Origin of the sequence: Streptomyces sp. NPDC048288 (assembly GCF_043201555.1) — a bacterium.
Classification (GTDB): Bacteria; Actinomycetota; Actinomycetes; order Streptomycetales; family Streptomycetaceae; genus Streptomyces.
In genome coordinates, this window is the sequence record NZ_JBICZD010000003.1 from 863,395 (window position 1) to 889,097 (window position 25,703).

The following is a 25,703-nucleotide window of genomic DNA, read 5'->3' on the forward strand; positions in this document are numbered from 1 at the left end:
TCGGCCGTACTCATCCGCATCAGGACGTGAACTCGCCCCACACCACCTTGCCGAGCTCCCGCTCGCACACCCCCCACTTGTCGGCGAGCGCCGCGACCAGGAACAGACCGCGTCCACCCTCGCCATCCGTCTCGTCGGCGATCTTCGGCACCCCCGTCCCGCTGTCGTGGACCTCCACGCGGACGACGTCACCGTCGTACCGCAACCGCAGCAGGAAGCCCCGTCCGGGCGGCACCCCGTGCAGCAAGGCATTCGTGGCCAACTCGCTCACGCACAGCGACACGTCGTCGGCGCGGGCCCAGTCCGCCAGGCCCCAGCATCTGAGCGACTGCGCGGCGAACCGCCTGGCCGCGGGCACGGATCGGCGCTCCCGGGCGTAGAACTGTTCGCGGGGGTAGAGGAGTTCGGTTACGTCGTTCACGGGACGAATGTCGCGCAGAGTCACTAACGTGAGGCAGGCAGTGAACCCGTACGAAATTTTTGTACGGGTTCCGACCCGGTGACGTACGCGTGCCCCAGGGGATTGAGACCGACATGAGCGCGAAGAAGCCGCCGCGGCCGAAGAACCAGACGTCGATGAAGATGCTCGGCAAGCAGCTCGGCGCGGCCCGCCGGGTCGCCGGTCTGACGCAGACCGAGCTGGGCCTTCGGGTGGGGCTCGACGAGCAGACGGTCGCGTCGATCGAGCAGGGCAGGCGGGCGCTGAAACCGGACGTGGCGGCACGGATGGACGAAGTCCTGGACACGAAGGGGATGTTGGCAGCGGGGGTGGCGAACCTGCCGGACGTGGACCAGTTCCCGATGTGGGCCGAGGTCTACATGGAGCATGAGCGCGAGGCGATCGCCCTGTCCTGGTACGACAACGCGGTGCTCCCCGGTCTTCTGCAGACGGAGGCGTATGTGCGGGCCGTCCTGCGCAACCGCGTGCCCGCCTACGACGGGGACGAGGTCGAGACGCGGACGGCGGCCCGGCTGGAGCGCCAGGAGATCCTGCACCGCAGGAACGCGCCGACGCTGAGCTTCGTCGTCTGGGAACCGGTGCTGCTCATGGCACTCGGCGGACCAGAGGTGCGGAGGGGCCAGCTCCGCCACCTTCGCGAGCTCGCCGAACTGCCCTGCGTGTCATTGCAGTTCCTGCTCCTGAGCAGCCCCTGCCACGCAGGAGTCAACGGCCCCTTCATCCTCCTCGAAACGCCGGACCACCAGCACCTCGCGTACACCGAATCACAGCGGGGCAGCCAGTGGGTATCCGACGCGGATGAGGTCTCCAGGCTGGCGCGCAAGTATGCGATGCTGCGGACACAGGCCCTGACCACTCAGGACTCGATGGGTCTGCTCGACCGCCTGCTAGGAGAGCGATGAACACCGAGGCGCTTCAGTGGTTCAAGTCGACCTACAGTGGCGACGAGGGCGGCCAGTGCATCGAAGTCGCCGTCGCCTGGCGGAAGTCGAGCTACAGCGGTGACGAAGGCGGCGCATGCGTCGAAGTCGCCGCCTGCCCCCACGCCATCCACATCCGGGACTCCAAGAACCCGGCGGAAACCGGCCCCACCCTCACCGCCTCCCCCGCCGCCTGGGCCGCCTTCACCGCGTCGGTGGGATAACCGCTTCCGCCGTTGTCAGTGGGCCCCCTTACAGTCATCGCCATGGCGACTCTTCCCAACCCGCTGCCCAAGCTGGCGACCGACCCGAGCGGTCGGTCCCTGGGGCTTCAACTCCCGCCCGGGACACTGGTCGACGACACGCTCGACGGCCCGTGGCACGAGCCGTTGCTGTGGTACGCCGGGCAGCCCGCGGGGCCCGGGACCTGGTCCGCGCTGGGTGCGCCGGCCACGCGCGCGGGGCTGCTGCCGGTGCTCGTCGACGTGTCCGAGATCGACGACTGGGACTTCGCGCCCGGGGAGACCTCGTACCCGGGGGACCACGACGCCGACGAGGTGCTGGAGGACTTCTGGGAGGAGGACCCGCTGGAGGGCGCGGAGTGGCCCGGGCTCGCCCCCGCCCCGGCTCTGGTCGCCCACCCGGACGCGCGGGCCGCCGATGTCGCCGACGCGCTGAGCCAGGGCCGGCCCTGGCTGAAGGAGCCGCACCTGGCGCTGGTGTCGGCCCGGCGCAGCGCCGACATACCGGCGGCGATCGGCTGGAGCGGGCCGGTGAACTACGAGGAGGACGTCGCCCGGCTGTGCGCGGTGCTGCGCTCCTGGGAGGACCGCTTCGGGATACGGGTGGTGGCCCTGGGCCTGGACCACCTCGCCCTCTCCGTGGCCGCCCCGCCCGCCGACCTCGACCAGGCGGAGGCGCTCGCCGCCGAGCACTTCGCGTTCTGCCCGTACGCCGTGCTGTCCGGCGCCGACGACACCCTCTCGTCCTACGCCGAGCAGCTGGTCGGCGAGCGGCTGTGGCACTTCTACTGGGACTGAGCCCCCGCTAGCTGTATTGACCCGGAGGGTTGTTGACTCGACTTATGGGTGGCTGCCCGCCGAGTGCGGTGTGGCACCGGTGGTGGTTGTAGGTATGGAGGAAGTCCCCAGGGCCTCGGTGCGCTCAACCTTGCCGTTCGTCTGCGGGCGATACGGCCGGGTGCGCTTGTGGGCGATGCCTGCGGTGCTCAAAGTCTGGGCGAACAGGCTGGACCTGTAGCAGGAACCGTTGTCGGTCAGGACTCGCTCGACGTTGATGCCGTGTGCCATGAAGAAGGCGTTCGCGCGCAGCCAGAACGCCGCGGCGGTTTCCTTGCGTTCGTTCGTCAGGACCTCGCTGTAGGCGAGCCGGGAGTGGTCGTCGATAGCGGTGTGGACGAAGCTGTAGCCGATCACGGGATGCCCGTTCCTGCGGACACCGGTGGCGGCCTGCCGGTTGGCGATGCCCTGCTGGCGCGGCATGATGCGGTGCCGCCGCCGTCGGGGATGTTGCCGAGCTTCTTAATGTCGACACGGATGAGCTCGCCGGCCCGTTCGCGTTCGTAGCGGCGGATGACCTGGCCGGTGGGCCGGTCCATCCAGCGGAGCCGGTTCATGCGTCCCAGGGCTCGACCAAGTTGTTGCGATAGGCGTAGCCGACGGCCTGGGCACGGTCGGCTGCGCCGATCTTGGTGAAGATGCGGTTGATGTGCGTCTTCACTGTGGCCGGGCTGACGACGAGCCGGGCACAGATCTCCGCGTTGGACAGGCCCCGGGCGATGAGGGTGAGTACCTGGGTCTCACGCGGGGTCAGAACGTCGGAAGGTGCGGGAGTTCGCGGCATGGGGGCCTGTGCTCGCTGCGCGGCGGGCGGTACGACCTCGCTGGTCTGCACGGCCGTGACCAGACGGGCCTGTACCTCAGGATCGAGCCAGATACGGCCTTCGTGGACGCTGCGGATGGCGTCCTCGATCGCGTCGTCGTCGGCGTCCTTGGTGAGATAGCCCCGCGCTCCCGCCTGCAGTGCCGGGAAGACGGAGTCGTCGTCGGCGTAGGTGGTCAGCACGAGTACCTTGCAGCCGGGTACCTGCTCACGCAGTGTCGCAGTGGCCGCGACACCGTCGAGGACCGGCATGTTCAGGTCCATCAGTACTACGTCCGGGGCCTGTTGTCCGGCGAGCAGCACCGCTTCCGCACCGTCACGGGCTGCGCCGACCACCTCGATGCCGTCCAGCATGCCGATCAGCAGGACCAGGCCCTTGCGGACGATCTGCTGATCGTCCGCGACCAGTACTTTGATCCTCTCGCCGTCAGATGCCGTTTCGCCGGGCTCCGTCACGCGGGTATCTCCATCCGTACTTCCCATCCGTGCGCTGTCGACCCCGCGTGCAGGGTGCCGCCGACCCCGGTCACGCGTTCGCGCATGCCGGTCAGCCCCAGACCGGAGCCTTCGACCAGTGCCGCCCGGACCGGTCCAGGCCCGGTCCGGCGGTCTTCGACGGTCAGGATGGTGGCACTGGGCTCATAGACGAGCGTCACCGTGGCCTGCGCGTCGCGTGCGTAGCGGACCGTATTGGTCAACGCCTCCTGCACTCCGCGGTACAGGGCTTCACCAACGTCGGGCTGCAGCTCCCGGTGCGGCCCCGTCACGGACAGCGTCACGTCGAGCTCCAGGTCCACCCGATAGCGTTCGACCAGTTCGGGCAGCCGCTCGAGAGAGGGCACACGCTCGCCGCGCAGCGCCCGCACAGCCCGGCGCGCATCGGCCACACCCTCCTTGACCAGCCCACCGGCCCGGTCCAGCAGCCCCCGCAGATCCCCGCTCGCCTGGTCGCGCCGGGCCATCCGCCGGGCGGCCTGTATCTGCACGGCCAGTCCGGACAGAGTATGGGCGAGCACGTCGTGCAGATCCTGGGCGATACGGGTGCGTTCGGCCAGCGCCGCCGCCTCGGTCTCCGCCTCCCGGGCGTCCTCGAGCTGCGCCAGCAGCACGGTGACGGCCACCTCGTTGATGATCGACTGCCGCACCACGATGCCCACGACGGCCAGGAGGACGCCGAACAGGACCTGATGCAGGAAGTTGTCGGTACCGCCGTCCAACCCGGCGGCCGCCGCACCGGTCAGACAGCCCATGACGACGACCGCGAGCACGGTGGCCGCCCGTCGCTCCAGGATGAGGAAGGCCGTCAGGACCACGACGGACGGTGGCAGGGTGGACATCGAGCCGGGCTGCAGGATGCCCAGCGCAAACCCGAAGCCGTCCACCAGCACGCAGAACACCAGGCAGCGGGCAGGGCGACCGGTGAGGGGCCACAGGTTCGACGCGGCCGCGGCCATGGGCAGCAGACAGCCGACGAGCACCAGGGTGACTGCCAGGTGCCTGCCTCTGACGCCGGGGGCGGGGGAAGCGTGCAGGGACTGGACGGCGACGGCGGCCATGACCCCCCACAACACGGGCTGCATGCGCCGGCCCCTGCCTTCGCGTCGCTCCCGCGCACTGGCAAGAGCCACGGCCAGCCGTGGACTGACCTGGCCCGTCGGCTGAAGTGTGTCCGTCACTTCTGAAGAATAGATGCGCGCTGCGCCGCTGATCGCAAAGCCCGGCCCGGGCCCGCGAACGCGGAACCGGGCCGGGGCGGAGTGTGTTGCGAGCGGCGGTCTGCTGGGTGCCACGCTTCAGGCCGCGGCGGGGGTGGCAAGGGGGGAGGTAAGCCGGTAGGCCCGGACGCGCACCACCACCAGGCGGCACACCACCTGCGTGACGGCCATCAGCAGCAGCGCGGCGGTCCAGGCGGCGGTGCCGGTGATCAGGTTGTCGCGGCTGAACTGCGCCATGGTGTGAGCGCCGCCGTGCTCGGCCCAGTACACGAAGGCCGAGCGCGCGCCCATGCCGAGCACCCACAGAAGGGCGGCCAGCCACCCGGCTTTGGAGTACGCGGCGCCGTCCTCCGTCAGGCTGACGCGGGTGGCCAGTCCACTGGCCAGTCCGAGCACTATGCCCATCGTGACGCCGAAGAGGTCCAGCTGGACGTCGTGGCCCTCGGTCGGGAAGGAATGAAGGTAGTGCGCGGCCGCGGCGCTGACGGACACCAGCGGCAGCAGGAGCGTGCGGGGCGTCAGACGGCCGCCGCGCATCTGCGGAATCACCAGAAGGATCAGGGCGGCGGAGATGAGGTAGTCAGTCGTCGTCATGGCGAAGAGCTTGCCGCCCGCGGCGCCGCACGGCCTCGGCCCGCGGGTTGACTCCTGGTTTGATACCCGGCGTCAACCCACGGGTTGACGCACGAGACCGCCCGGGTTACGTCAGCCCGTGGCCGAGGGGGTAGAGCTCGCGGGCCGGGGCGTCCGCCCGTGGCACCGGCACCGGGAGCCGTCCCGGGCGTACCGTCCCCGCGATCACCCGTGCGGAGGCGCGCAGTTCGGCCTCTGGACCATGAATAGGTGGCCAGGCCAGGTGGAGGCGAGGTGGGCGGCGTCGTAGGGGTTGCGGACTGCCACCGCGACCACCGGCCGGCCCGTCGCCGCTGCCCGGTCCGCCAGGGCGCGCTGCGCACTCGCCGCGGTGACGTTGTACGTCGTCAGCACCGCCGCGTCCGCCTCCCCGGCCGCCGCCACCGCCCGGGCCGCCACCTCGACTGACGGGCCCGTGCCAGGCGAGGCCGCGGGCGGCATCGACGGGCCGGAAGGCGTCTTTGTACTGCCAGGTGCCGTGTCCGCGTTTGAGGGCCATCACGAACGGCAAGCGGGCGTTGGGCAGTTCAGCGCGGAAGGTGCTGTGGTCGCCATAGGCGCAGTCGGCGACGACCGCCCGGAACACCACGCCGGCAGTCTTCGCTGCGCGGGCCAGGCCGGCCCCGATCTGCAGCTTGGTGCGGAAAGCCGGGCCATTCTTCCCGCCTGGGAAGTGGTGAGCGGGCGTGTAGGGCACCGCATGCAGCGGGTGGTAGAGGCGTTCGTCGGCCCAGCACATGGCCACCGTGACCACGCCCCGGCCGATTTTCCCGACCGAGCCGGGATACCGCTTGCCCACGTGCGCGGTCGCGCTGCCGTCGTTGCGATCACCGGAATCGTCGATGGCCAGCACCCCTCCTTGATGCGGCGCAGTGGCCGGGTCGGCCAGCAACGACGCAAGGCGGCGGGCCTTGACCTGCTCACCGTCCCAGGTCGACTCGGACAGGAGGAACTGCAGGCGCTGTACCGCCGCATGCTGGGCACCCTCCACGGGCTCCGTGCCGGCCAGGTACTCCCGAAACCCCCGCCGCTGGGCCAACGTCTGGAAGAGATCGTCGAAGCCGGCTGCATATGCTTCCAGCGGACCCGGTGCGGGAGGACACGGCAGCCGCTTCGTCATTTCTGGCTCCCCAGACCGTGGTTGACGCCTTCACCTCACGGCCTGCTCCCGCACGAACCCGCCGTCAACAACGCTTGTGGGCAATACAGCTAGCCGTCGAGACCCCCGGCGAGGCCCTCGGCGAGCCTGCGCAGGCCCTCCGCGATCTCCTCCGGTGTCTGTGTGACGAAGCAGAGCCGCAGGGTCGAGCGGTCGGGGTCGGCCGCGTAGAAGGGCTCGCCGGGGACGTAGGCCACGTTCCGCTCCACCACCCGGCGGAGCAGGGCGGTGGTGTCGTACGGCTCCGGGAGCCGGGCCCAGAGGAACATGCCGCCCTCGGGCCGGTTCCAGGCGGAGCCGGCCGGGAGGGCGTCGGCCAGCCCGGCGAGCATCGCGTCCCGGCGTTCGCCGTACACGGCGCGGACCTTGGCGACATGGGTGTCGAGGACGTCCAGATAGCGGGCGGCGGCCAGCTGGTTGACGGTCGGGGTGTGCAGGTCGGCCGCCTGCTTGGCCACCGCGCAGGCGCGGCGCACGGCGCCCGGGGCGCGGAGCCAGCCGAGCCGCAGGCCGGGGGCCATGACCTTGGAGAAGGAGCCCAGCAGGACCGTGCGGTCCTCGGCGCCGGGGAAGGACGCGATCCAGGGGACGCGGTCGCCGTCGTAGCGGAGCTCGCCGTAGGGGTCGTCCTCGACGATCCACAGGCCGTGCCGGGCGGCGGCCGAGGCGACGGCGGCGCGGCGGGCGGCGGGCATGGTGCGGCCGGTGGGGTTCTGGAACGTCGGGACCAGGTAGAGGAGTTTGGGCCGCTCGGCACGGATCAGCTCCGCGAGGGCGGCCGGGTCGACTCCGTCGTCGTCGCAGGGGACGGGCAGGATCCGCGCCCCGGCCAGCCCGAACACCTGAAGTGCCGCCAGATAGCAGGGGCTTTCGACGAGGACCGTGTCACCGGGGTCTATCAGGGCGCTCGCGAGGAGGGAGAGGGCCTGCTGGGAGCCGGTGGTGATCAGGAGGTCGTCCGGGCCGGTGGGCAGGCCCTGCGCCTGGAGGCGGGCCGCGAGCCCCTGCCGGAGCACCGGTTCGCCCTCGGTCGTGGAGTACTGCAGCGCCCGCTCGGGCGTCTCCTCCAGGACCGTGCGGAAGGCGGCGGCGATGCCCTCCCGGTCGAACAGCTCCGGAGCCGGCAGCCCGCCCGCGAAGTTGATCACCTCGGGGCGTGCGGTCACCGCGAGGATCTCCCGCACGGGCGAACCGCCGACGGTACGGGCACGGGCCGCGAGCGGCGGCAGGGCGGCGGGGGGTGCGGCGGCGGGGGCGCTGGTGACGGTCATGGACGGCTCTCCTGGGTCTGATCCGCGGTCTGATCCTCGTCTTGGCCGGAGCCTAGAGAGGTGCGTGCCGCCTACACCCGTCATTCCGCGATCCGGACGGACGGCGCCCGGGCCCCCGCTCCGGCGGCCCGGACGTCCCGGACCGTCGTCCCACGGGACGGGATCCGCACAGGTCACAGGGGTGGAACGGCGGCACGCGTCCCGGATTCCCGGTGTGCTCTGGCGGCGCGGGCGGACCGCCGGACAGGCTGAAGGCAGTTCGGGATCACCGACCGAGCCGAGTTCGCCAAGGGAGTCCTCGCATGTCCGCCACGCGCCCCACCCCGGCCCCCGGCCGCCGCCGTCTGCTCGCGGTGGCCGCCCTCGCGCTGGTCGCCGCGACCGCCCTCAGCGGGTGCCGGGACGGACAGGGCGTACGCGACGAGGGCCCCTCCGCCGCGTCCCTCTCTCAGTCCCCCGACGACGCGGCCCGCCAGGCCTCGCCGCCCAGCGGGAACTCGTAGGCGGGCCGCCCGTTGTTGCCGCTCGTGCGGAACGGCCGCCCCTTGTCGTCGATCCGCAGCGTCCCGTGCCGCGACCCGCTGGACCAGGACAGCTCCAGATACCAGCCGACGGAGTACGCCGAGGCGTCCGCCGTCACGTAGAACACCTCGGGGTCGGACTCGCTCACCTTGAACGGGAAGTCCCGGTGTCCCGCCTCCGGGACGACCGCCGGGCGCATCGCGTCCAGGGCGACGGTGAAGGAGCGGGTGGGCACGTTCCCGCCGCAGCCGACGCCCGGGTATCCCATCGCGTAGTCGTTCCAGGCGAGCGGCGCGCTCCGGTCCACCGTGCGGACCGCGAGGCTCTCCAGCACCACCGACTCCTTGCCGGTCCCCTGCACGGTCAGCGTGACGTACTGCTCCCCCGAGGAGACCGCCTGGTGCGCGGAGACCCAGGCGGTGGCGTCGGTCTCCAGGGGCGGCGGCGCCACGTCGGCCGGGGCCCGGTCGATCAGGTAGTGCTGGGAGCAGGGGCTCTCCCAGGAGTACGGCTGGGTGTTGACGGTGAGCGGCGGCGCGGTGGTGCCGGCGGCGGGCGCGGAGGCGGCCGTACCGGCGTCCCCTGAGCCGCCGGTGGCCGTGGCCGACACGGACGGGGAGGACGAGCCGGAGTCGCCGGAGGCGGAGGCGGACGGCGAGGCGGTGGACGGGGTGCCCGAGGCCGTCGCCCCCGCGGAGCGCGGGCCGCCGGACACCGACGCGGCGGCGCCCGCGGGTCCCTGCCCCTTGTCGTCGGTCCCGCCGGAGGGCAGCTTCACGGCGAGAACGGCGGCGCCGAGCAGGACGACGACCGCGGTGCCGGCGAGCAGCACGGGCCGGACGGCACGCCGACGCCGCCCGTCGTCCCGCCCCACCGACGACTCCGGCACCGACTCCACCAACGGCTCCGGGGACGCCGGTACGGCCGGTTCCGCAGCCGCCGATTCCGCAGCCGCCGGTTCTGCAGCCGCCGGCGCCACGCCCACCGCCGCTCCCTGGGCCGCCGTTTCCCCCGGCACCGCCTCGGCCGGCTTCCGGGGCGCGTCCGGCTTCCGCCCCCGCTCCGCGTCCGCCAGCACCCACCGCCGGTGCAGGTCGACGAGTTCCTCGGGGCCGGCCTTGCAGAGCCGGGCGAGGCGTTCCACGGGGGCGTAGTCCGCCGGTACGGCGTCCCCGTTGCAGTAGCGGTGCAGGGTGGACGTACTCATGTGCAGCCGTTTGGCGAGCGTGCCGTAGCTGAGCCCCGAGCGGTCCTTCAACTCCCGCAGCAACTCGGCGAAACCGCTTCCCGAAGTGCCGTCCGACACCGTTCCTCCGTCCCCCCCGCATCCCGTTCCCGCGTTCCAGGGAAGGGCTGTTCTTACAGGTCAGAGCCGGTATGGCCGTTCCAGCGTCCCGGATCGTCCGGCGGCTGTGGCGGACGGGACGGAGCGGCCCACAGGCTGTGGCCATCCAAGCACGCCACCACTCGAAAGAGGATTCGCCATGGCCCAGCGCGCCACCCGCCGTGTCCGTCTGCTCGCCGCCACCGGCGCCGCCGTCGCCGCCCTCGCCCTCACGGCCTGCGAGAACGGAACGGGCACCCGCGACGAGGGCGCGTCCGCACCGGCGACGACCGCACCGCAGTCGGCCAACCCGACGCCGACACCGAAGACTTCCGAAGCCTCCACGGGCAACACGGGCACCGGCACAACCGGTTCGGGCACCGCCAGGTCGACGCCCTCGCCCGTGAGCGACACCGCCACGAAGAACACGCGGCAGCCGGGCAGTAGCGGCACTTCCCGCGTCCTGTGCAACGGCTCCAACACCACCGTCACCGCCCAGCCGCTCTCCCGCCCGCTGAACCACCTGCTGCTGACCGTGCGGAACACCGGCAGCAGGACCTGCGACCTCACCTACTACCCCGTCCTGCGCTTCGACGAGATGCAGTGGGTGCCGCAGCCCGACGAGGCGACCCACCCGCAGGCGGTCACCACCCTCGCGCCGGGCGAGTCCGGCTACGCGGGCGTGCTGCTGACCGCGGCCGACGGCAGCGGCGACGGCGGCACGACCGGCAAGAAGCTGACCGTCGCCTTCCAGGGCATGACCCCCAACAGCAGCGGCGGTGCCTCGGCGACACCGCCGCTGCCAGCGAAGGGCGTGTACTACGACAGCTCGCTGCGGGTGACGTACTGGCAGCGGAACCAGGACGACGTCCTCGACTGGTGAATGGCGGGCCTCAGGCCTTCGCGCCCAGCCCCGCGTAGACGTTGATGTCCGCGTCGGTGACGTCGTTGATGTCGGCGTAGCGGACCCGCTCGATGTGGTCGAGGGACTCCAGGAAGGCGGCGTCGGGCTGCTCCGGCACGGGCGCCGCGTGGTCGGCGCGCCAGCGGTGCACGGGGACCACGCCCGGCTCGGCCAGGGCGAGGGAGTTCTCCGTGAAGAAGCGCTCGACGTCGGCCCGCGACCGCAGGACGAAGCTGAAGCCGCGCTCGGTGTAGGCCCGCTGGACCGCCCGGATGTTCTCCGGGTTGAGGTCCTCGGTGAGGTGGCTGAGCACCACCCGGCTGCCGGCGGGCAGCGCCTCGACGAGCCCGCGGACGATCGGGTAGGCCTCCTCGTCCTCCACGAAGTGCAGGATCGCCACCAGGCACAGGGCGACCGGCTCGTCGAAGTCCAGTGTCTTCGAGGCCTGTTCGAGGATCTCCACCGGGTTCCGGAAGTCGGCGTCGATGTAGTCGGTACGGCCCTCGGGTCCGCTGGTGAGCAGGGCGCGGGCGTGGGCGAGGACGATCGGGTCGTTGTCGACGTACACCACCCGGGAGTCGGGTATGACGCGCTGGGCGATCTGGTGGACGTTCTCCGCGGTGGGCAGGCCGGTGCCGATGTCGAGGAACTGCCGGATCCCGTCGGCGGCCAGCGTGTTCACGGCGCGGCGCAGGAAGTCGCGGTTGTGCCGGACGTCGAGGTAGCCGCGCGGGTTGGCGGAGAGCGCGGCGGAGGCGGCGGCGAGGTCGGCGGGATAGTGGTCCTTGCCGCCGAGGAAGACGTCGTACACCCGGGCCGGGTGTGCCTTGCTGGTGTCGATCCTCCTTCTCAGCTCGGCGGGGTCCTGACTGAGGGCGTCACCGGACATGGGCGTCTCCCGGACGGTCGGCGAAGGGCGAGGACGGTCAACAACGGACGGTCAACAACCTAACGCCATCGGCGACTTGAAAGTGCCCCCGGCCGGATCTCTCCGAGCGGGGGCACCGTGACGCACGGTCCGGCGGCTCAGCCCAGCATCCGGGCGGCCTCCACCGCCCAGTACGTCAGGATGTTCTGCGCGCCGGCCCGCTTGATGCCGGTGAGGGTCTCCAGGATGGCCCGTTCGCGGTCGATCCAGCCCTTCTCGGCGGCGGCCTCGACCATCGAGTACTCGCCGGAGATCTGGTAGGCGGCGACCGGCACGTCCACGGAGTCGGCGACCCGGGCGAGGATGTCGAGGTAGGGCCCGGCGGGCTTGACCATCACCATGTCGGCCCCCTCCGCCAGGTCCAGGGCCAGCTCGCGCATCGACTCCCGCAGGTTGGCGGGGTCCTGCTGGTAGGTCTTGCGGTCGCCCTTGAGGGACGAGCCGACGGCCTCCCGGAACGGGCCGAAGAAGGCGGAGGCGTACTTCACGGTGTAGGCGAGGATCGCGACGTCCTCGCGGCCGATCTGGTCGAGGGCGTCGCGGATGACGCCGATCTGCCCGTCCATCATCCCGCTGGGGCCGACGACATGGGCGCCGGCGTCGGCCTGCACCTGGGCCATCTCGGCGTACCGCTCCAGGGTGGCGTCGTTGTCCACGCGCCCCTCGGCGTCCAGCACCCCGCAGTGCCCGTGGTCGGTGGTCTCGTCGAGGCAGAGGTCGGACATCACGAGCAGTTCGTCGCCGACCTCGGCGCGCACGTCCCGCAGCGCGACCTGGAGGATCCCGTCCGGGTCGGTGCCGGGCGTCCCGAGGGCGTCCTTCTTGCTCTCCTCCGGCACCCCGAACAGCATGATCCCGGAGATCCCGGCCGCGACGGCCTCGGCGGCGGCCTTCTTCAGGCTGTCCCGGGTGTGCTGTACGACACCGGGCATGGCGCCGATCGGCACCGGCTCGGAGACGCCCTCGCGGACGAACGCCGGGAGGATGAAGTCCGCGGGATGCAGCCGGGTCTCGGCGACCATGCGCCGCATGACGGGGGTGGTCCGCAGCCGACGCGGCCGCGTGCCGGGAAAGGAGCCGTACTTCGTCATGCTCCCTACGCTACGCCCGTCACACGGGCACGCTTGCCGACGTGGCGTCGGTCAGACCTCCAGCTCGCTCTCCAGCTTCTTGAGGCTGTGCCGGGCCAGGGCGAGGTTGCTGCGGCCGCGGTCCAGGGCGAGGTAGAGGAAGAGCGAACCGCCGACCTTGGTCATGGGGCGGATCAGGTGGTACTGGCCGCCGAGCGTGATCAGGATGTCCTCGATCTCGTCGTCCAGGCCGATGGACTTCAGGGTGCGCTGCTTGGCCCGCACGACCTCGGTGTTCCCGGCCGCGGCCAGCTCCAGGTCCAGGTGGGGCCCGCCGCCCAGCACGCCGAGGGACATGCCGCTCTCGTAGTCGACGAGGGCGACCCCGAGGGCCCCGTCGATGCTCATTGCTTCCTTGAGGGTGGTCTCGATGTTCACGCTGGTCCCCTCGATTTCCTTACATGGGTCAACTCGGACGCGTACGGATCGGCAGGGGTTGCTTCCCGACCCCTCCCGGTCCGAATAAGTGTCATCTTTGGCCAGTGTTGCCACAGTTGGCAATAAAGTACTGTGCGAACGAGCGTCAGGAGGGGGAACTCATGACTTCGCTCGACACCGTCCTGGACGGCGTCGTCGGCACGCCCGGTGTGACCGCCGCGGCTCTCCTGGACGGCGTGACGGGTCTCCCCTACGCCGAGCACGGCGACACGGGACCGTCCCAGGACGCCCAGGAGACCGCCCACTTGCTGACCACCCACCTCAACCGGGCCGGTTTCGAGGGCGAGCTGGAGACCGTCGTCATCACGACCACCAGCCACCACCACGTGACGACCCGGGTCGACCGCGAGGGCGACCCGCTCCTGCTCTTCGCCCTGGTGGACCGGCACCGTACGAACATCACCTGGGCGCTGCGGGACCTGGCCGAGCACACGGGCCGACTGCTCGCATGACCGACGAGACCCCGGCCCCCCGCAACATCCCCGCCCTGCTGTCCGCCCTGTACACAGAGAAACGGTCCTGCACCGTTCTGGTCGCGGGCACCCCGGGCGGTGCCATCCACGTCCGGGACGGCCTGGTCGTGGGCGTGGAGACACCCGGCGCCCCCGGTGTCGAGGTGCTTCTGCTCAAGTCGCACCGGGTCACCGAAGACGACTGGGCCGCCGTCCGCGCCGCCGGCACCGACCCCGCGCGGCTGGCCCGGGAACTGGTCGCCCAGGGCCTGCTGGGCGCCGCCGAACTGGAGATCATCGGCCAGGCGGCCCTCTTCGACGCGGCCTTCGCCCTTGCCCTGACCAGCCCGGACGGCTGGGAGGTGGCCGCCGCGCGCCCGCTGCTCGAAACGGGCGCCGCGGTGCCGCCCGCCCGCCTGGTCACCGAGAACACCCGCCGTGTCCGACTGCTGGCGAACGAACGCGGCGCCACGGCCCGCTTCGCCCGCGACCGCCTCGCCCCGGCCCCGGCCGCCCGCGACCCGCGGCAGACCGCCCGGCTCTCCCCCCGGCACCGCACCGTCCTGACCGCCGCCGACGGCCGCAGGACCCCCCGGGACATCGCGTTCACCCTCGGCCGCGGCCTGTTCGCCGTCATGCTGGACCTCCGCGACCTCCTGGCCCAGGGCCTTCTCCAGCCCCCGTCCGGCACCGCCGCCGCCCGCCCCAGCACGGCCCTGCGCACCCCTCCCCACCCCTCGACGACACCCTCGCAACCCTCAGCGACCCCGCTCCCCCGCCGCAAGCGCTAGCGGTCCCGGGGAGGCCGGCCGCGCCTCCGCACCACCGAGCACGACAGGAAGTAGCCACCATGAGCGACCCCGTGCAGGACATCCTCGTCTCGTTGCGCGACCGGGTGATGGGCGTCTCCGAGACCGTCCTGGCCACCGTCGACGGCCTGGTGGTGGCCGGCGACACCGACAAGACCCACCCCGAGTCCATGGCCGCCCTCGCCTCCGCCGCCCTCTCCCTCGGCCACCGCCTCGCCGACCAGGGCAAAACCGGCACCCTCCGCCAGCTCACCGCCCAGTGCAACGCCGGCCACGTCATCATCACCGCCGTCGGCACCCGAGCCCTCCTCGCCGTCATCACGGACGAGGGCATCGACGGCCTCGCCTTCGACCGGGAGATCCCCACAGTCGTCGCCAACCTCAAAAAGGTCCTCGACAACGACACCCCGTAAGTAAAAGCGCCCCGTCAGGGGCGCGGGGCTGTATCGATATGCGGCTCCGCCGCGTGGGCGCGACCAGCCCCCACGCACCCGCAGACAACCACGAACGCAAAAGGGGTCCGGGGGCGCAGCCCCCAGACCCCTCCCGCTGCTCACCTCACGTAGTGGTACGCCTCCTGCGCGCCCCCGGCCGCCGCTCACTCGGCCGAGTCACCGGATCCCCCGCCTCCACCGCACTCGCCCGCCGCCGCAGCCCGAACTCAGCCAACGCCTCCGCCAGCTTGCCCGCCGACGGCTCCGGAGCCATCACGTCCACCCGCAGCCCATGCTCCTCCGCGGTCTTCGCCGTCGCGGGACCGATGCACGCGATCACCGTCACGTTGTGCGGCTTCCCGGCGATACCCACCAGGTTCCGCACGGTGGACGACGACGTGAACAGCACGGCGTCGAACCCGCCGCCCTTGATCGCCTCCCGCGTCTCGGCCGGCGGCGGCGACGCCCGCACCGTGCGGTAGGCGGTCACGTCGTCCACCTCCCACCCGAGCTCGATCAGCCCGGCGACCAGCGTCTCCGTGGCGATGTCGGCCCGCGGCAGGAACACCCGGTCGATGGGGTCGAACACCGGGTCGTACGGCGGCCAGTCCTCAAGGAGCCCCGCGGCCGACTGCTCACCCGACGGCACCAGATCCGGCTTCACGCCGAAGGCGACCAGCGCCTTCGCCGTCTGCTCCCCGACCGCCGCGACCTTGATCCCCGCGAAGGCCCGGGCGTCGAGCCCGTACTCCTCGAACTTCTCCCGCACCGCCTTGACGGCGTTGACCGACGTGAAGGCGATCCACTCGTACCGTCCGGTGACGAGCCCCTTCACCGCCCGCTCCATCTGCTGGGGCGTGCGCGGCGGTTCGACGGCGATCGTCGGCACCTCGTGCGGCACGGCCCCGTACGACCGCAGCTGGTCGGAGAGCGAGGCCGCCTGCTCCTTCGTGCGCGGTACGAGCACCTTCCAGCCGAACAGCGGCTTGGACTCGAACCACGACAACTGGTCGCGCTGGGCGGCGGCGGACCGCTCACCGACCACGGCTATCACCGGCCGGCCGCCGTCCGGGGACGGCAGCACCTTCGCCTGCTTCAGCGTCTGCGCGATGGTGCCGAGGGTGGCGGTCCAGGTCCGCTGCCGGGTCGTCGTACCGGCGACGGTGACGGTCAGCGGGGTGTCCGGCTTGCGGCCGGCGGCGACCAGCTCACCGGCCGCGGCCGCGACCGAGTCGAGCGAGGTCGACACGACGACCGTGCCGTCCGAGGCGCCGACCTCGGTCCAGCACCGGTCGGAGGCCGTCCGGGCGTCCACGAAACGGACGTCGGTGCCCTGCGCGTCGCGCAGCGGCACACCGGCGTACGCGGGCACGCCCACCGCCGCCGCGACACCCGGCACGACCTCGAAAGGCACACCGGCCGCCGCGCAGGCGAGCATTTCCTCGGTGGCGTACGTATCAAGTCCCGGGTCCCCGGACACCGCACGGACGACCCGCCTGCCACCCCGCGCGGCCTCCATGACAAGATGAGCCGCATCCCGCACGGGCGGGAGGGAAGCGGTTGTTGACGCACCGTCAACAACCGTGAGTTGAGGCGCGCCTGTGCCCGGATACGGGTCCGACGAGTAGTCCGGACTCGTGGGCACGACGGAGACGCCCTGCCTGGCGTGGGCCCTGATCACGTCGAGCACCTCGTGCTCGGCGACCAGGACGTCCGCGCTGGACAGTGCCTCCACGGCACGCAAGGTCAGCAGTCCCGGATCCCCGGGTCCGGCACCCAGGAAGGTGACGTGCCCGTGATCGAGGCCGGCGGGAAGGTTGGTGGGGCTCACTGTGCTCGCTCCCCCATCAGACCGGCCGCGCCCTGGGCAAGCATCTCGGAGGCGAGTTCGCGACCGAGCGCCGTCGCCTGGTCGTATGTCTCGGGCACGGGACCGGTGGTGGACAACTGCACCATCCGGGTGCCGTCGGTCGTGCCGACGACTCCCCGCAGGCGCATTTCCTTGACAATCTGCCCGTCGGCCAGAAGGTCGGCCAGCGCGCCCACAGGGGCGGAGCAGCCGGCCTCCAGGGCGGCGAGCAGTGACCGCTCGGCGGTCACGGCGACCCGGGTGAACGGGTCGTCGAGTTCCCCGAGCGCGGCGATCAGCGACGCGTTGTCCGCGACGCATTCGATCGCCAGTGCCCCCTGGCCGGGGGCGGGCAGAATCGTGTCGACCGACAGGAAGTCGGTCACCTCGTCGAGGCGGCCGATGCGGCTGAGGCCGGCCGCGGCCAGCACCACCGCATCGAGTTCGCCGTCGTGTATGTACCCGATGCGGGTGTCGACGTTCCCCCGGATCGGGACGGTCTCGATGTCCAGCCCGTGGCCGCGCGCGTACGCGTTCAGCTGCGCCGTCCGGCGCGGCGAACCGGTGCCGATGCGCGCGCCGCGCGGCAGGTCGGTGAACTTCAGCGCGTCCCGGGCGACGATCACGTCGCGCGGGTCCTCGCGCAGCGGTACGGCCGCCAGCGCCAGCTCTTCGGGCTGGGTGGTCGGGAGGTCCTTGAGCGAGTGAACCGCGAAGTCGACCTCACCGCTCAGCAGCGCGTCGCGCAGGGCGGTCACGAAGACCCCCGTGCCGCCGATCTGCGCGAGGTGCTCACGGGAGGTGTCGCCGTAGGTGGTGATCTCGACGAGCTCGACGGGCCGTCCGGTCACCTGGCTCACGGCCTCGGCCACTTGCCCGGACTGGGCCATGGCGAGTCTGCTGCGCCTGGTCCCCAGCCTCAGTGGTGGTTTGTCACTCATGCCGGTCGGTCCTTCTCGTCTGTGCTGTCCACGGCCCGGGAGACGGCGGCCACCGTCTCGGGGTCGAGGTCGAACAGGGTCCGCAGCGCGTCCGCGTACCCGGCGCCGCCGGGCTCGGCCGCGAGCTGCTTGACCCGTACGGTCGGCGCGTGCAGCAGCTTGTCGACGACCCGGTGCACGGCCTGCCGGATCTCCCCGCGCTGCCGCTCGTCCAGGCCGGGCAGGCGCCCGTCGAGCCGGGCGATCTCGCCGGCCACCACATCGGCGGCCATGGTGCGCAGCGCGACCACGGTCGGCGTGATGTGCGCGGCCCGCTGCGCGGCACCGAACGCGGCCACCTCGTCCGAAACGATACGGCGGACCTGGTCCACGTCGGCGGCCATCGGGGCGTCGGCCGACGCCTCGGCCAGCGACTCGATGTCGACCAGCCGCACCCCGGCCAGCCGGTGCGCGGCCGCGTCGATGTCGCGGGGCATGGCGAGGTCGAGGAGGAAGAGCGCGGGAGCGGGCCGTACGAAGCCGGCGACCGGCTCCGGCCTGCGCCGCTCGGGGATCCGGCCGACCCGGGTGACGGCCGCGGCGAGCGCGCCGATCAGCTCGGCATCGGCTTCGAGGAGGGTCTCGGGCGTACGACGGCCGGTCTCCCGGATGTCCACCGTCCCGTTGTCCACCCAGGCCGCGTGCTGCTCCAGCTCGGCGGCGGCCATCCCGGCGACCGCGGCCTCGCCCATCACGGAGAAGCCGCTCTGCGCGGCGGTGAGGTCGAGCGGGCAGTTCTCGTCGGCGCCGAGGCCGGGGGCGGGCAGCGGCTTCGGGGCCGCCGGTACGGTCACGTCGATCTCGGCGGCGGGTTCGCCGGTGCGTCCCTCGACGGCGGCCGCGACGGCGTCGGCGGTGAGGACAAGACCCGTCGCCCCGGTACACGAGACCGCGAGGTCGGCACGTGTCAGCTCGCCCGGCACCGCGTCCATCGGTACCGCGCGGGCCGTCACGTGCGTGTCGTCGCCCTCGTTCAGACCTTGCCCATACTGCTCTTCGAGCAGGTGTGCGAGCCGCTGCGCGCGGTCCAGCGTCCGGTTGGCCACCACGATCTCCGCGACCCCCGCCCGCGCGAGCGTCGCGGCGGCCAGCGAGGACATCGAACCGGCGCCGATGACCAGCGCCTTCTTGCCCTTGGCCCAGGTCTCGACGCCGGTGCCGGCGGCCAGCTGCTCCAGGCCGAAGGTGACCAGGGACTGTCCGGCCCGGTCGATCCCGGTCTCGGAGTGGGCGCGCTTGCCGACCCGGAGGCCCTGCTGGAACAGGTCGTTCATCAGCCGGCCGGCGCTGTGCAGCTCCTGCGCCCGGGCCAGCGAGTCCTTGATCTGGCCGAGGATCTGCCCCTCGCCGACGACCATCGAGTCCAGCCCGCAGGCCACCGAGAACAGGTGGTGGACGGCGCGGTCCTCGTAGTGCACGTAGAGATAAGGGGTGAGCTCGTCCAGGCCGACCCCGCTGTGCTGGGCGAGCAGCGTGGACAGCTCGGCGACCCCGGCGTGGAACTTGTCCACGTCGGCGTAGAGCTCGATGCGGTTGCAGGTGGCGAGGACCGCGGCCTCGGCGGCCGGCTCGGCGGCGACCGTGTCCTGGACCAGCTTGACCTGGGCGTCCGTGGTGAGCGCGGCCCGTTCCAGGACGCTGACCGGGGCGCTGCGGTGGCTCAGCCCGACGACGAGGAGACTCATGCCGGCATCACGGCGGGTACGTCCCCGTCGGGTCCCTGCTCGCCGGGCTCCTGGTGCGGGGCGGCGGGCGGGGCCGCGCCCTCGTGCTCCTCGCCGGCCTTGCGCTGCTCGTGGAAGGCGAGGATCTGCAGCTCGATGGAGAGGTCGACCTTGCGGACGTCGACACCGTCCGGGACGGTCAGCACGGTCGGCGCGAAGTTCAGGATGGAGGTGACCCCGGCGGCCACGAGCCGGTCGCAGACGGGCTGGGCGGCGCCGGCCGGGGTGGCGATGACGCCGATGCTGACGCCGTTGTCCTGGATGATCTTCTCCAGGTCGTCGGTGTGCTGCACGGGAATGCCCGCGACGGGCTTTCCGGCCATCGCCGGATCGGCGTCGATCAGCGCGGCCACCCGGAAACCGCGCGAGGCGAACCCGCCGTAGTTGGCGAGGGCGGCGCCGAGGTTACCGATACCGACGATCACGACCGGCCAGTCCTGCGTGAGGCCCAGCTCGCGGGAGATCTGGTAGACGAGGTACTCGACGTCGTAGCCGACACCGCGCGTTCCGTAAGAACCCAGGTAAGAGAAGTCCTTGCGCAGCTTGGCGGAGTTGACCCCCGCGGCCGCGGCCAGCTCTTCGGAGGAGACCGTGGGCACCGAGCGCTCCGACAGTGCGGTCAGCGCCCGGAGGTACAGCGGAAGCCGGGCGACGGTGGCCTCGGGGATACCTCGGCTGCGGGTCGCCGGTCGGTGAGTTCGGCCAGTTGCCACGGTGCTCCAACGGGTTGAGCGGGGCTGCGGACGGTCACTCGTACCCAGACCGCCCCGTCGACAGCAGGCTATGTCTTTGTGAACGCGTGCACAAAGATGGTGTCCGATTTGCCCGGCCAACGTGACCGGGGTCACGCACCCTCGGCGCGGTCGCGGGGAACCGGCGCATACGCGCTCACGCTCCGTCTCCAATGGGGGCAAAGCCGTACACACTCCTCACGAATCCCGCCCCCGAGACCAAGCCGCCGTCGATCCTAGGCGACTTTCCCACCGGTTTGGACTAGTCGGTCAGTGCCTTACGGAGCCGGTCTTCGTTCACACGCCAGAAGGTGTGCTGTTCACCGTCGACCAGTACGACCGGGATCTGCTCCCAGTACAGGTCGTGCAGCCGCTCGTCCTGGGTGATGTCCTTCTGCTCCCAGGGCACGTCGAGGTCGCCGCACACCTTCTCGACCACGACCTGTGCGTCATCGCACAAATGACAGCCCGGCTTACGGATGAGAGTGACCGATCGCGCACGAGACGCGGGGGCCTTCCGGCCGAAGAGAGGACTCATGGGGTCCATTCTCCCGCTCTTCCACGGCATGTTTGACTGGTTGTTTAACAGACCGGTCGCGGAGAGTTCACACCCAACCAACTCCCGCGACTCCGGATGCACCGAACAGACTGGCTATGCTCACGACATGGCCGCTCTCGGATGGCTCACTCCCCGTAGGCGCTCCGCCACGGCGCGGAGCGTGTTGGCAGGCGAGGCCTCGGCGGAGGCTGCGCGCAAGAACCAGGAAGCCCTGGCGGAAGAGGCGTCGGCGGGTGCCGAAGAGGCCGCCGAGCCGGACTTCCCGGTGCTCGGCGACGACAAGGCCGCCGCCTTCTTCGACCTGGACAACACCGTCATGCAGGGCGCCGCCATCTTCCACTTCGGCCGTGGCCTCTACAAGCGGAAGTTCTTCGAGACCCGCGACCTCGCGCGGTTCGCCTGGCAGCAGGCGTGGTTCCGGCTGGCCGGCGTCGAGGACCCCGAGCACATGCAGGAGGCCCGCGACTCGGCCCTGTCGATCGTCAAGGGCCACCGCGTCGCGGAGCTCCAGACCATCGGCGAGGAGATCTACGACGAGTACATGGCCGAACGCATCTGGCCCGGCACCCGCGCCCTCGCCCAGGCCCACCTGGACGCGGGCCAGAAGGTGTGGCTCGTCACGGCGGCGCCGGTGGAGATCGCCGGCGTGATCGCCCGCCGGCTGGGCCTGACCGGAGCGCTGGGCACGGTCGCCGAGTCGGTCGACGGCGTCTACACCGGCAAGCTGGTGGGCGAGCCCCTGCACGGCCCGGCGAAGGCGGAGGCGGTCCGCGCCCTGGCCGCCGCCGAGGGCCTCGACCTCTCCCGGTGCGCCGCCTACAGCGACTCCCACAACGACATCCCGATGCTCTCCCTGGTCGGTCACCCGTACGCCATCAACCCGGACACCAAGCTGCGCAAGCACGCCCGGGAACTGGACTGGCGCCTGCGCGACTACCGCACCGGCCGCAAGGCGGCGAAGGTCGGCATCCCGGCGGCGGCCGGGGTCGGCGCGGTGGCCGGCGGCACGGCGGCGGCGATCGCGCTGTCCCGCCGCCGCCGGTAACCACCGCGGCCGGACCGCACAGCCCCACAGCGCCACAGCCGGACAGCCGGGCGCCCCTCGCGGGGCGCTCCTCAGGCATGCCTTCGGCCCGCCCGCGCCCGAACATTCCGGCGTTCTCCCGCCACGCGCCCGAATTATCGCGCGGCCGCCCCAACACGCCCTCGACTCCGCCTGAACACGCACCATTCTGATCAACAATCAGTCACTCTGCGGCACTTGAACCATCTCAAATCGGTGAGAGAAGCGACGCAATCGATGATTTGAGCAACTCGGTGTAGCAGTGCCTGCACGAAGCGTTATTCTCCTCAGACGCAAACCGGTACCCCTCCGTCGCTACGACGGGTGAAAGGTCCCGTACTGCACGTGATGGAAGCTCTGCCTCTGGGAGTCCCGTGTACCCACACGTCGGGGTTGACGCCTCGGGCCTGGCTACGCTGCGCGCAACAGTCGCGACGGTCAAAGAGACGCTGCGCGGCCTCGTCCCGTCCGCGTACGCCGTCCCCGCCTTCGCCTTCGCCACCGCCGCCCCCGTGGGCCCGTGCTACGCACTGGCCGACGGCGGCGCCGCCGTCGGCAGACGCAGCCGGACCTCCGGCAGCGCCGCCACCGCCCGCCGTCCGGCCGCGGACAGCGACAGCGCCCGCATGATGGATCTCGTGGAGCGTGCCCAGGCCGGCGAGTCCGACGCCTTCGGCCGCCTCTACGACCAGTACAGCGACACCGTGTACCGCTACATCTACTACCGCGTCGGCGGCAAGGCGACCGCCGAGGACCTCACCAGTGAGACGTTCCTGCGCGCGCTGCGCAGGATCGGCACCTTCACCTGGCAGGGCCGCGACTTCGGCGCCTGGCTGGTGACGATCGCCCGCAACCTGGTCGCCGACCACTTCAAGTCGAGCCGCTTCCGCCTGGAGGTGACGACCGGCGAGATGCTCGACGCCAACGAGGTCGAACGCTCGCCCGAGGACTCCGTCCTGGAGTCCCTCTCCAACGCGGCGCTGCTCGACGCCGTACGACGCCTCAACCCGCAGCAGCAGGAGTGCGTGACGCTCCGCTTCCTGCAGGGCCTCTCGGTCGCCGAGACCGCCCGGGTGATGGGCAAGAACGAGGGCGCCATCAAGACGCTCCAGTACCGGGCCGTGCGCACCCTCGCCCGGCTCCTCCCGGACGACGCCCGCTGAGCCGGGCACCCTCGGCGACGTCCAACTCACGCTCGGTGAACGCCTGTTGCCATTCTCAGCCGATCACCGGTCGTCCGTAACCCAAGTGCCGAGCCGCTCGTTGTGCGGGATACAGGCTCCCTGTGGTCACGTCCAGCAAGACCCTGATCACACGATCGTGTGGATCGGTCGAGGGCGTGCAACCCTCAGGACCCCCTGGGGAGTCGACCGTCATGACGAGAGGAGGTGCCGCCAGTGATCGCGAACGTATCGGCCCACCGGCGGGCGAACGCCTTCGCCCAGGCCCTGGAGGAGCAGCCCGACCGGGACCCGGCGGCCGAGCGGTCCGAGGCCCCGGCGGGCGATCCACCGGCCGCAGCGGATCGCGCCGAACGGACCGAGCCGGGCGAGCTGCTGGCCCTGGCGACGGGTCTCGCCGCACTGCCCAAACCGGAGCTCGACCCGAAGGTCAAGGTCGTCCAGCGGGCCCAACTGGTGGCCGCGATGGAGGCCATGCTCGCGGAGGGCACCCTGGGCGGGGCGGCGGACACACCCGTGCCCGAGCAGCGGTCCGGCCGGGCCAAGGGCGCGCACCGGGCGAGTCCACTGGGCAAACTGCGACCGCGTTCCCGGCTCACCAAGGGGCTCGCCGCGGGCGGACTGAGCGTCGGCGTGGCCGCCGGAGCCTTCGGCGGCGTCGCCGCCGCCAGCTCCGACGCCCTGCCCGGCGACTCCCTGTACGGCCTCAAACGCGGCATCGAGGACTTCAAGCTCAACTATCTGTCCGACGGCGACGACCAGCGCGGCCAGACCTACCTCGACCAGGCCTCGACCCGGCTGATGGAGGCCCGCCGGCTGATGGAGCGGGGCCGCGGCGGCCACCTCGACCACGAGTCGATCGGCGAGATCCGCCGCACCCTGTCCGGGATGCAGCAGGACGTCACCGAGGGCCACCGCCTGCTCCACGAGGCCTACGAGCGCGATCCGAACTCCCTGGGCCCCATCCAGGCCCTGTCCGCCTTCGCCCAGTCGCACCGAGAGGCCTGGGGCGCCCTGCGCGACAAGCTTCCGGTGCAGCTCGGGGACGTCAGCCAGCAGGTGTCGTCGGTCTTCGACGCCATAGACCAGGAAGTCGGCCCGCTGCAGTCCCTGCTCCCCCAACCGCCCCAGAGCACCGGCGGCACCGGCAGGCAGGGCTCCGGCACGGCGTCCACCGGGTCCTCCGGCCGCCACCGGTCGACGGCCCCGTCGTCCTCCGGCAGCTCCTCCTCCGGCCACGACTCCGGCACCGGCAGCCCCAGCGGCTCGGCCTCCGGCAGCGCCGACAACGGCCTGATCGGCGGCACCACGGGCGGCCTCCTCGACCCCCCGAAGACCGGCACCACCAGCCCCTCCCCCTCAAAATCCGCAACCACCGAACCCGACGTCACCCTGCCCCCACTGCTGCCAGGCCTGCTACCCGGCCTGGGCATCGACAGCGAGGACACCGGCAACTAGCCGACAGAGGTTCACTCCCCGCGCCCCGAAGGGGCGCGGGGAACTGCGCGACCAGCCCCCACGCACCCGCACCCAAAACTCAACGCATCGCGCCTCAGAAGAAAACCGACCTCCGCTGCACAAGCAACTTGTACAGCGTGTGCTGAATCTGCTCCCGCACCTGATCCGTCAGATTGAACATCAGCATCGGATCCTCGGCCGCCTCCGGCGGATAGCCGTCCGTACGGATCGGCTCCCCGAACTGAATCGTCCACTTCGTCGGCAGCGGAATCCCGCCCAACGGCCCCAGCCACGGAAACGTCGGCGTCAACGGGAAATACGGAAATCCCAGCACCCGCGCCAGCGTCTTCGCGTTGCCGATCATCGGATAGATCTCCTCCGCCCCCACGATCGAGCAGGGAATGATCGGCGCCCCCTTCCGCAACGCCGTCGACACGAACCCGCCCCGCCCGAACCGCTGGAGCTTGTACCGCTCGCTGAACGGCTTCCCGATGCCCTTGAACCCCTCCGGCATCACCCCGACCAGCTCCCCCTGGGCCAGCAGCCGCTCCGCGTCCTCCGCGCACGCGAGCGTGTGCCCCAGCTTCCGCGCCAGCTCGTTGACGACCGGCAGCACGAAGACCAGATCCGCGGCGAGCAGCCTGAGGTGACGATTCGCCGGATGGTGATCGTGCACGGCGACCTGCATCATCAGCCCGTCCAGCGGCAGCGTCCCGGAGTGGTTGGCGACGATCAGCGCACCGCCCTCCGCCGGGATGTTCTCCATGCCCTTCACCTCGACCCGGAAGTACTTCTCGTACACCGGCCGCAGCAGGGACATCAGGACCTGGTCGGTCAGCTCCTCGTCGTACCCGAAGTCGTCGACCTCGTAGTCCCCGGTCAGCCGCCGCCGCAGAAACGCAAGCCCGCGCGCCACGCGCTGCTCCAGGCCGGCGTCGTCGTGCGGCTGCTCCACGCCCGTCTCAGGGCTCTCCCGGTTCACATGCACATCTTCCTGCGCGGGGATCCGCCCGGCGAGAGGCTGGACCTCACGCATCACCGCCGCCTGCTCGCCGCCGCCCCGGCGGCCCCCCTGACCCCGGCGCCGGGCCGGCCGCTGCACGGCAGCCCCACGGGACCGGTCGTCGTCGAACGGAATGACCTTGGCGTCCGCCATC

The 25,703-nt window shown here is 71.5% G+C and carries 26 protein-coding genes and 3 pseudogenes; 11 read left to right on the forward strand and 18 right to left on the reverse strand.

Going from position 1 to position 25,703, the window contains the following annotated elements; genetic code table 11:
* Positions 1 to 19: 19 nt before the first annotated feature.
* Positions 20 to 421 (reverse strand): ATP-binding protein, encoded by a 402-nt coding sequence (locus ACGFZS_RS15340; RefSeq protein WP_393795434.1) that lies wholly within the window; start codon positions 419 to 421, stop codon positions 20 to 22.
* Between the two features lie 113 nt (positions 422 to 534).
* Here ACGFZS_RS15340 and ACGFZS_RS15345 point away from each other — a divergent pair, with 113 nt between their 5' ends.
* Genes ACGFZS_RS15345 through ACGFZS_RS15355 form a run of 3 tightly spaced genes read left to right on the forward strand, consistent with a single transcriptional unit; the run spans position 535 to position 2,420 of the window.
* Positions 535 to 1,362 (forward strand): Scr1 family TA system antitoxin-like transcriptional regulator, encoded by an 828-nt coding sequence (locus ACGFZS_RS15345; protein ID WP_393795435.1) that lies wholly within the window; start codon positions 535 to 537, stop codon positions 1,360 to 1,362.
* Entirely contained in the window at positions 1,359 to 1,604 is a 246-nt protein-coding gene (locus ACGFZS_RS15350) for a DUF397 domain-containing protein (protein WP_393795436.1), read from the forward strand. Before ACGFZS_RS15345 ends, ACGFZS_RS15350 begins: the two co-directional genes overlap by 4 nt.
* A 42-nt stretch (positions 1,605 to 1,646) precedes the next feature.
* Positions 1,647 to 2,420: a DUF4253 domain-containing protein gene (locus ACGFZS_RS15355; RefSeq protein ID WP_393795437.1), complete on the forward strand. Its 774-nt coding sequence runs from the start codon at positions 1,647 to 1,649 to the stop codon at positions 2,418 to 2,420.
* A 7-nt stretch (positions 2,421 to 2,427) separates the two neighbouring features.
* Here ACGFZS_RS15355 and ACGFZS_RS15360 read toward each other — a convergent pair.
* The 7 genes and pseudogenes from ACGFZS_RS15360 to ACGFZS_RS15390 form a co-directional block, all read right to left on the reverse strand.
* Positions 2,428 to 3,016: pseudogene (locus ACGFZS_RS15360) on the reverse strand (DDE-type integrase/transposase/recombinase); the annotation flags it as partial.
* On the reverse strand, positions 3,013 to 3,738 hold the full coding sequence (locus ACGFZS_RS15365) for a response regulator (protein ID WP_393795438.1): 726 nt from the start codon (positions 3,736 to 3,738) through the stop codon (positions 3,013 to 3,015). The gene ACGFZS_RS15365 and the pseudogene ACGFZS_RS15360, both read right to left, overlap by 4 nt.
* Positions 3,735 to 4,838, reverse strand: a complete 1,104-nt coding sequence (locus ACGFZS_RS15370) for a sensor histidine kinase (protein WP_393795439.1) — start codon at positions 4,836 to 4,838, stop codon at positions 3,735 to 3,737. The genes ACGFZS_RS15365 and ACGFZS_RS15370 overlap by 4 nt, the downstream gene beginning before the upstream one ends.
* 237 nt (positions 4,839 to 5,075) lie before the next feature.
* Positions 5,076 to 5,591 carry a hypothetical protein gene (locus tag ACGFZS_RS15375; protein WP_393795440.1) on the reverse strand — a complete coding sequence of 172 codons (516 nt, stop codon included), beginning with the start codon at positions 5,589 to 5,591 and terminating at the stop codon, positions 5,076 to 5,078.
* A gap of 106 nt (positions 5,592 to 5,697) precedes the next feature.
* Positions 5,698 to 6,089: pseudogene (locus ACGFZS_RS15380) on the reverse strand (glycoside hydrolase family 3 C-terminal domain-containing protein); the annotation flags it as partial.
* A 61-nt stretch (positions 6,090 to 6,150) separates the two neighbouring features.
* Positions 6,151 to 6,750 (reverse strand): annotated as a pseudogene (locus ACGFZS_RS15385) (transposase); the annotation flags it as partial.
* 89 nt (positions 6,751 to 6,839) lie between these two features.
* Positions 6,840 to 8,060: a PLP-dependent aminotransferase family protein gene (locus tag ACGFZS_RS15390; RefSeq protein WP_393795441.1), complete on the reverse strand. Its 1,221-nt coding sequence runs from the start codon at positions 8,058 to 8,060 to the stop codon at positions 6,840 to 6,842.
* 302 nt (positions 8,061 to 8,362) lie between these two features.
* Here ACGFZS_RS15390 and ACGFZS_RS15395 point away from each other — a divergent pair, with 302 nt between their 5' ends.
* Positions 8,363 to 8,563, forward strand: a complete 201-nt coding sequence (locus tag ACGFZS_RS15395; RefSeq protein WP_355721757.1) for a hypothetical protein — start codon at positions 8,363 to 8,365, stop codon at positions 8,561 to 8,563.
* Here the strand turns inward: ACGFZS_RS15395 and ACGFZS_RS15400 are convergent.
* Positions 8,509 to 9,888 (reverse strand): helix-turn-helix domain-containing protein, encoded by a 1,380-nt coding sequence (locus ACGFZS_RS15400; RefSeq protein WP_393795442.1) that lies wholly within the window; start codon positions 9,886 to 9,888, stop codon positions 8,509 to 8,511. The two genes, ACGFZS_RS15395 and ACGFZS_RS15400, sit on opposite strands and share 55 nt — an antisense overlap.
* 178 nt (positions 9,889 to 10,066) lie before the next feature.
* On the opposite strand from ACGFZS_RS15400, the gene ACGFZS_RS15405 reads away from it, so the two are divergent.
* Complete coding sequence (locus ACGFZS_RS15405) at positions 10,067 to 10,789, forward strand: DUF4232 domain-containing protein (RefSeq protein WP_393795443.1); 723 nt, start codon at positions 10,067 to 10,069, stop codon at positions 10,787 to 10,789.
* Between the two features lie 10 nt (positions 10,790 to 10,799).
* Here ACGFZS_RS15405 and ACGFZS_RS15410 read toward each other — a convergent pair whose 3' ends face one another.
* From ACGFZS_RS15410 to ACGFZS_RS15420, 3 genes are all read right to left on the reverse strand, one after another.
* A complete protein-coding gene (locus ACGFZS_RS15410; RefSeq protein WP_393795444.1) occupies positions 10,800 to 11,699 on the reverse strand; it encodes an SAM-dependent methyltransferase in 900 nt (299 codons plus the stop codon).
* A 137-nt stretch (positions 11,700 to 11,836) separates the two neighbouring features.
* A complete protein-coding gene (gene hemB / locus ACGFZS_RS15415; protein ID WP_393662245.1) occupies positions 11,837 to 12,829 on the reverse strand; it encodes a porphobilinogen synthase in 993 nt (330 codons plus the stop codon).
* 51 nt (positions 12,830 to 12,880) lie between these two features.
* Positions 12,881 to 13,246, reverse strand: a complete 366-nt coding sequence (locus ACGFZS_RS15420) for a hypothetical protein (protein WP_393662243.1) — start codon at positions 13,244 to 13,246, stop codon at positions 12,881 to 12,883.
* Positions 13,247 to 13,407: 161 nt separating this feature from the next.
* On the opposite strand from ACGFZS_RS15420, the gene ACGFZS_RS15425 reads away from it, so the two are divergent.
* The 3 genes from ACGFZS_RS15425 to ACGFZS_RS15435 are packed head-to-tail and all read left to right on the forward strand — an operon-like array spanning position 13,408 to position 14,980.
* On the forward strand, positions 13,408 to 13,758 hold the full coding sequence (locus ACGFZS_RS15425; RefSeq protein WP_393795445.1) for a hypothetical protein: 351 nt from the start codon (positions 13,408 to 13,410) through the stop codon (positions 13,756 to 13,758).
* The gene (locus ACGFZS_RS15430; RefSeq protein WP_393795446.1) at positions 13,755 to 14,549 is read left to right on the forward strand and encodes a hypothetical protein; all 795 of its coding nucleotides are present in this window, start codon (positions 13,755 to 13,757) and stop codon (positions 14,547 to 14,549) included. Before ACGFZS_RS15425 ends, ACGFZS_RS15430 begins: the two co-directional genes overlap by 4 nt.
* Before the next feature lie 59 nt (positions 14,550 to 14,608).
* On the forward strand, positions 14,609 to 14,980 hold the full coding sequence (locus tag ACGFZS_RS15435; protein WP_365696097.1) for a roadblock/LC7 domain-containing protein: 372 nt from the start codon (positions 14,609 to 14,611) through the stop codon (positions 14,978 to 14,980).
* 145 nt (positions 14,981 to 15,125) lie between these two features.
* On the opposite strand, the gene ACGFZS_RS15440 is transcribed toward ACGFZS_RS15435, so the two are convergent.
* The 5 genes from ACGFZS_RS15440 to ACGFZS_RS15460 form a co-directional block, all read right to left on the reverse strand.
* The gene (locus tag ACGFZS_RS15440; protein ID WP_355721805.1) at positions 15,126 to 16,832 is read right to left on the reverse strand and encodes a uroporphyrinogen-III synthase; all 1,707 of its coding nucleotides are present in this window, start codon (positions 16,830 to 16,832) and stop codon (positions 15,126 to 15,128) included.
* Positions 16,829 to 17,791, reverse strand: a complete 963-nt coding sequence (gene hemC / locus ACGFZS_RS15445) for a hydroxymethylbilane synthase (RefSeq protein ID WP_393795447.1) — start codon at positions 17,789 to 17,791, stop codon at positions 16,829 to 16,831. The genes ACGFZS_RS15440 and hemC overlap by 4 nt, the downstream gene beginning before the upstream one ends.
* Positions 17,788 to 19,515 (reverse strand): glutamyl-tRNA reductase, encoded by a 1,728-nt coding sequence (locus tag ACGFZS_RS15450; protein WP_393795448.1) that lies wholly within the window; start codon positions 19,513 to 19,515, stop codon positions 17,788 to 17,790. Before ACGFZS_RS15450 ends, hemC begins: the two co-directional genes overlap by 4 nt.
* Positions 19,512 to 20,267 carry a redox-sensing transcriptional repressor Rex gene (locus ACGFZS_RS15455; protein ID WP_365696093.1) on the reverse strand — a complete coding sequence of 252 codons (756 nt, stop codon included), beginning with the start codon at positions 20,265 to 20,267 and terminating at the stop codon, positions 19,512 to 19,514. The genes ACGFZS_RS15450 and ACGFZS_RS15455 overlap by 4 nt, the downstream gene beginning before the upstream one ends.
* 280 nt (positions 20,268 to 20,547) lie before the next feature.
* Entirely contained in the window at positions 20,548 to 20,832 is a 285-nt protein-coding gene (locus tag ACGFZS_RS15460; protein WP_359227021.1) for a glutaredoxin family protein, read from the reverse strand.
* Between the two features lie 118 nt (positions 20,833 to 20,950).
* Here ACGFZS_RS15460 and ACGFZS_RS15465 point away from each other — a divergent pair, with 118 nt between their 5' ends.
* The 3 genes from ACGFZS_RS15465 (at position 20,951) to ACGFZS_RS15475 (ending at position 24,546) form a co-directional block, all read left to right on the forward strand.
* Positions 20,951 to 21,889 (forward strand): HAD-IB family hydrolase, encoded by a 939-nt coding sequence (locus ACGFZS_RS15465; protein WP_359227023.1) that lies wholly within the window; start codon positions 20,951 to 20,953, stop codon positions 21,887 to 21,889.
* Between the two features lie 392 nt (positions 21,890 to 22,281).
* A complete protein-coding gene (locus tag ACGFZS_RS15470) occupies positions 22,282 to 23,070 on the forward strand; it encodes an ECF subfamily RNA polymerase sigma factor, BldN family (protein WP_393538473.1) in 789 nt (262 codons plus the stop codon).
* Positions 23,071 to 23,304: 234 nt separating this feature from the next.
* The gene (locus tag ACGFZS_RS15475) at positions 23,305 to 24,546 is read left to right on the forward strand and encodes a DUF5667 domain-containing protein (protein ID WP_393795449.1); all 1,242 of its coding nucleotides are present in this window, start codon (positions 23,305 to 23,307) and stop codon (positions 24,544 to 24,546) included.
* A 94-nt stretch (positions 24,547 to 24,640) separates the two neighbouring features.
* Here the strand turns inward: ACGFZS_RS15475 and ACGFZS_RS15480 are convergent, their stop codons facing one another.
* Complete coding sequence (locus ACGFZS_RS15480) at positions 24,641 to 25,702, reverse strand: lysophospholipid acyltransferase family protein (protein WP_393795450.1); 1,062 nt, start codon at positions 25,700 to 25,702, stop codon at positions 24,641 to 24,643.
* Position 25,703 lies beyond the last annotated feature (1 nt).

Bases quoted from the DNA above. Each gene is read 5' to 3' on its own strand.
- ACGFZS_RS15390 (WP_393795441.1), bottom strand. From the start codon at position 8,060: ATGACCGTCACCAGCGCCCCCGCCGCCGCACCCCCCGCCGCCCTGCCG.
- ACGFZS_RS15425 (WP_393795445.1), top strand. From the start codon at position 13,408: ATGACTTCGCTCGACACCGTCCTGGACGGCGTCGTCGGCACGCCCGGT.
- ACGFZS_RS15430 (WP_393795446.1), top strand. From the start codon at position 13,755: ATGACCGACGAGACCCCGGCCCCCCGCAACATCCCCGCCCTGCTGTCC.
- ACGFZS_RS15460 (WP_359227021.1), bottom strand. From the start codon at position 20,832: ATGGACCCCATGAGTCCTCTCTTCGGCCGGAAGGCCCCCGCGTCTCGT.
- ACGFZS_RS15480 (WP_393795450.1), bottom strand. From the start codon at position 25,702: ATGGCGGACGCCAAGGTCATTCCGTTCGACGACGACCGGTCCCGTGGG.
- ACGFZS_RS15375 (WP_393795440.1), bottom strand. From the start codon at position 5,591: ATGACGACGACTGACTACCTCATCTCCGCCGCCCTGATCCTTCTGGTG.
- ACGFZS_RS15410 (WP_393795444.1), bottom strand. From the start codon at position 11,699: ATGTCCGGTGACGCCCTCAGTCAGGACCCCGCCGAGCTGAGAAGGAGG.
- ACGFZS_RS15345 (WP_393795435.1), top strand. From the start codon at position 535: ATGAGCGCGAAGAAGCCGCCGCGGCCGAAGAACCAGACGTCGATGAAG.
- ACGFZS_RS15355 (WP_393795437.1), top strand. From the start codon at position 1,647: ATGGCGACTCTTCCCAACCCGCTGCCCAAGCTGGCGACCGACCCGAGC.
- ACGFZS_RS15465 (WP_359227023.1), top strand. From the start codon at position 20,951: ATGGCCGCTCTCGGATGGCTCACTCCCCGTAGGCGCTCCGCCACGGCG.
- hemC (WP_393795447.1), bottom strand. From the start codon at position 17,791: ATGAGTGACAAACCACCACTGAGGCTGGGGACCAGGCGCAGCAGACTC.
- ACGFZS_RS15350 (WP_393795436.1), top strand. From the start codon at position 1,359: ATGAACACCGAGGCGCTTCAGTGGTTCAAGTCGACCTACAGTGGCGAC.
- hemB (WP_393662245.1), bottom strand. From the start codon at position 12,829: ATGACGAAGTACGGCTCCTTTCCCGGCACGCGGCCGCGTCGGCTGCGG.
- ACGFZS_RS15395 (WP_355721757.1), top strand. From the start codon at position 8,363: ATGTCCGCCACGCGCCCCACCCCGGCCCCCGGCCGCCGCCGTCTGCTC.
- ACGFZS_RS15370 (WP_393795439.1), bottom strand. From the start codon at position 4,838: ATGGCCGCCGTCGCCGTCCAGTCCCTGCACGCTTCCCCCGCCCCCGGC.
- ACGFZS_RS15435 (WP_365696097.1), top strand. From the start codon at position 14,609: ATGAGCGACCCCGTGCAGGACATCCTCGTCTCGTTGCGCGACCGGGTG.
- ACGFZS_RS15450 (WP_393795448.1), bottom strand. From the start codon at position 19,515: ATGAGTCTCCTCGTCGTCGGGCTGAGCCACCGCAGCGCCCCGGTCAGC.
- ACGFZS_RS15405 (WP_393795443.1), top strand. From the start codon at position 10,067: ATGGCCCAGCGCGCCACCCGCCGTGTCCGTCTGCTCGCCGCCACCGGC.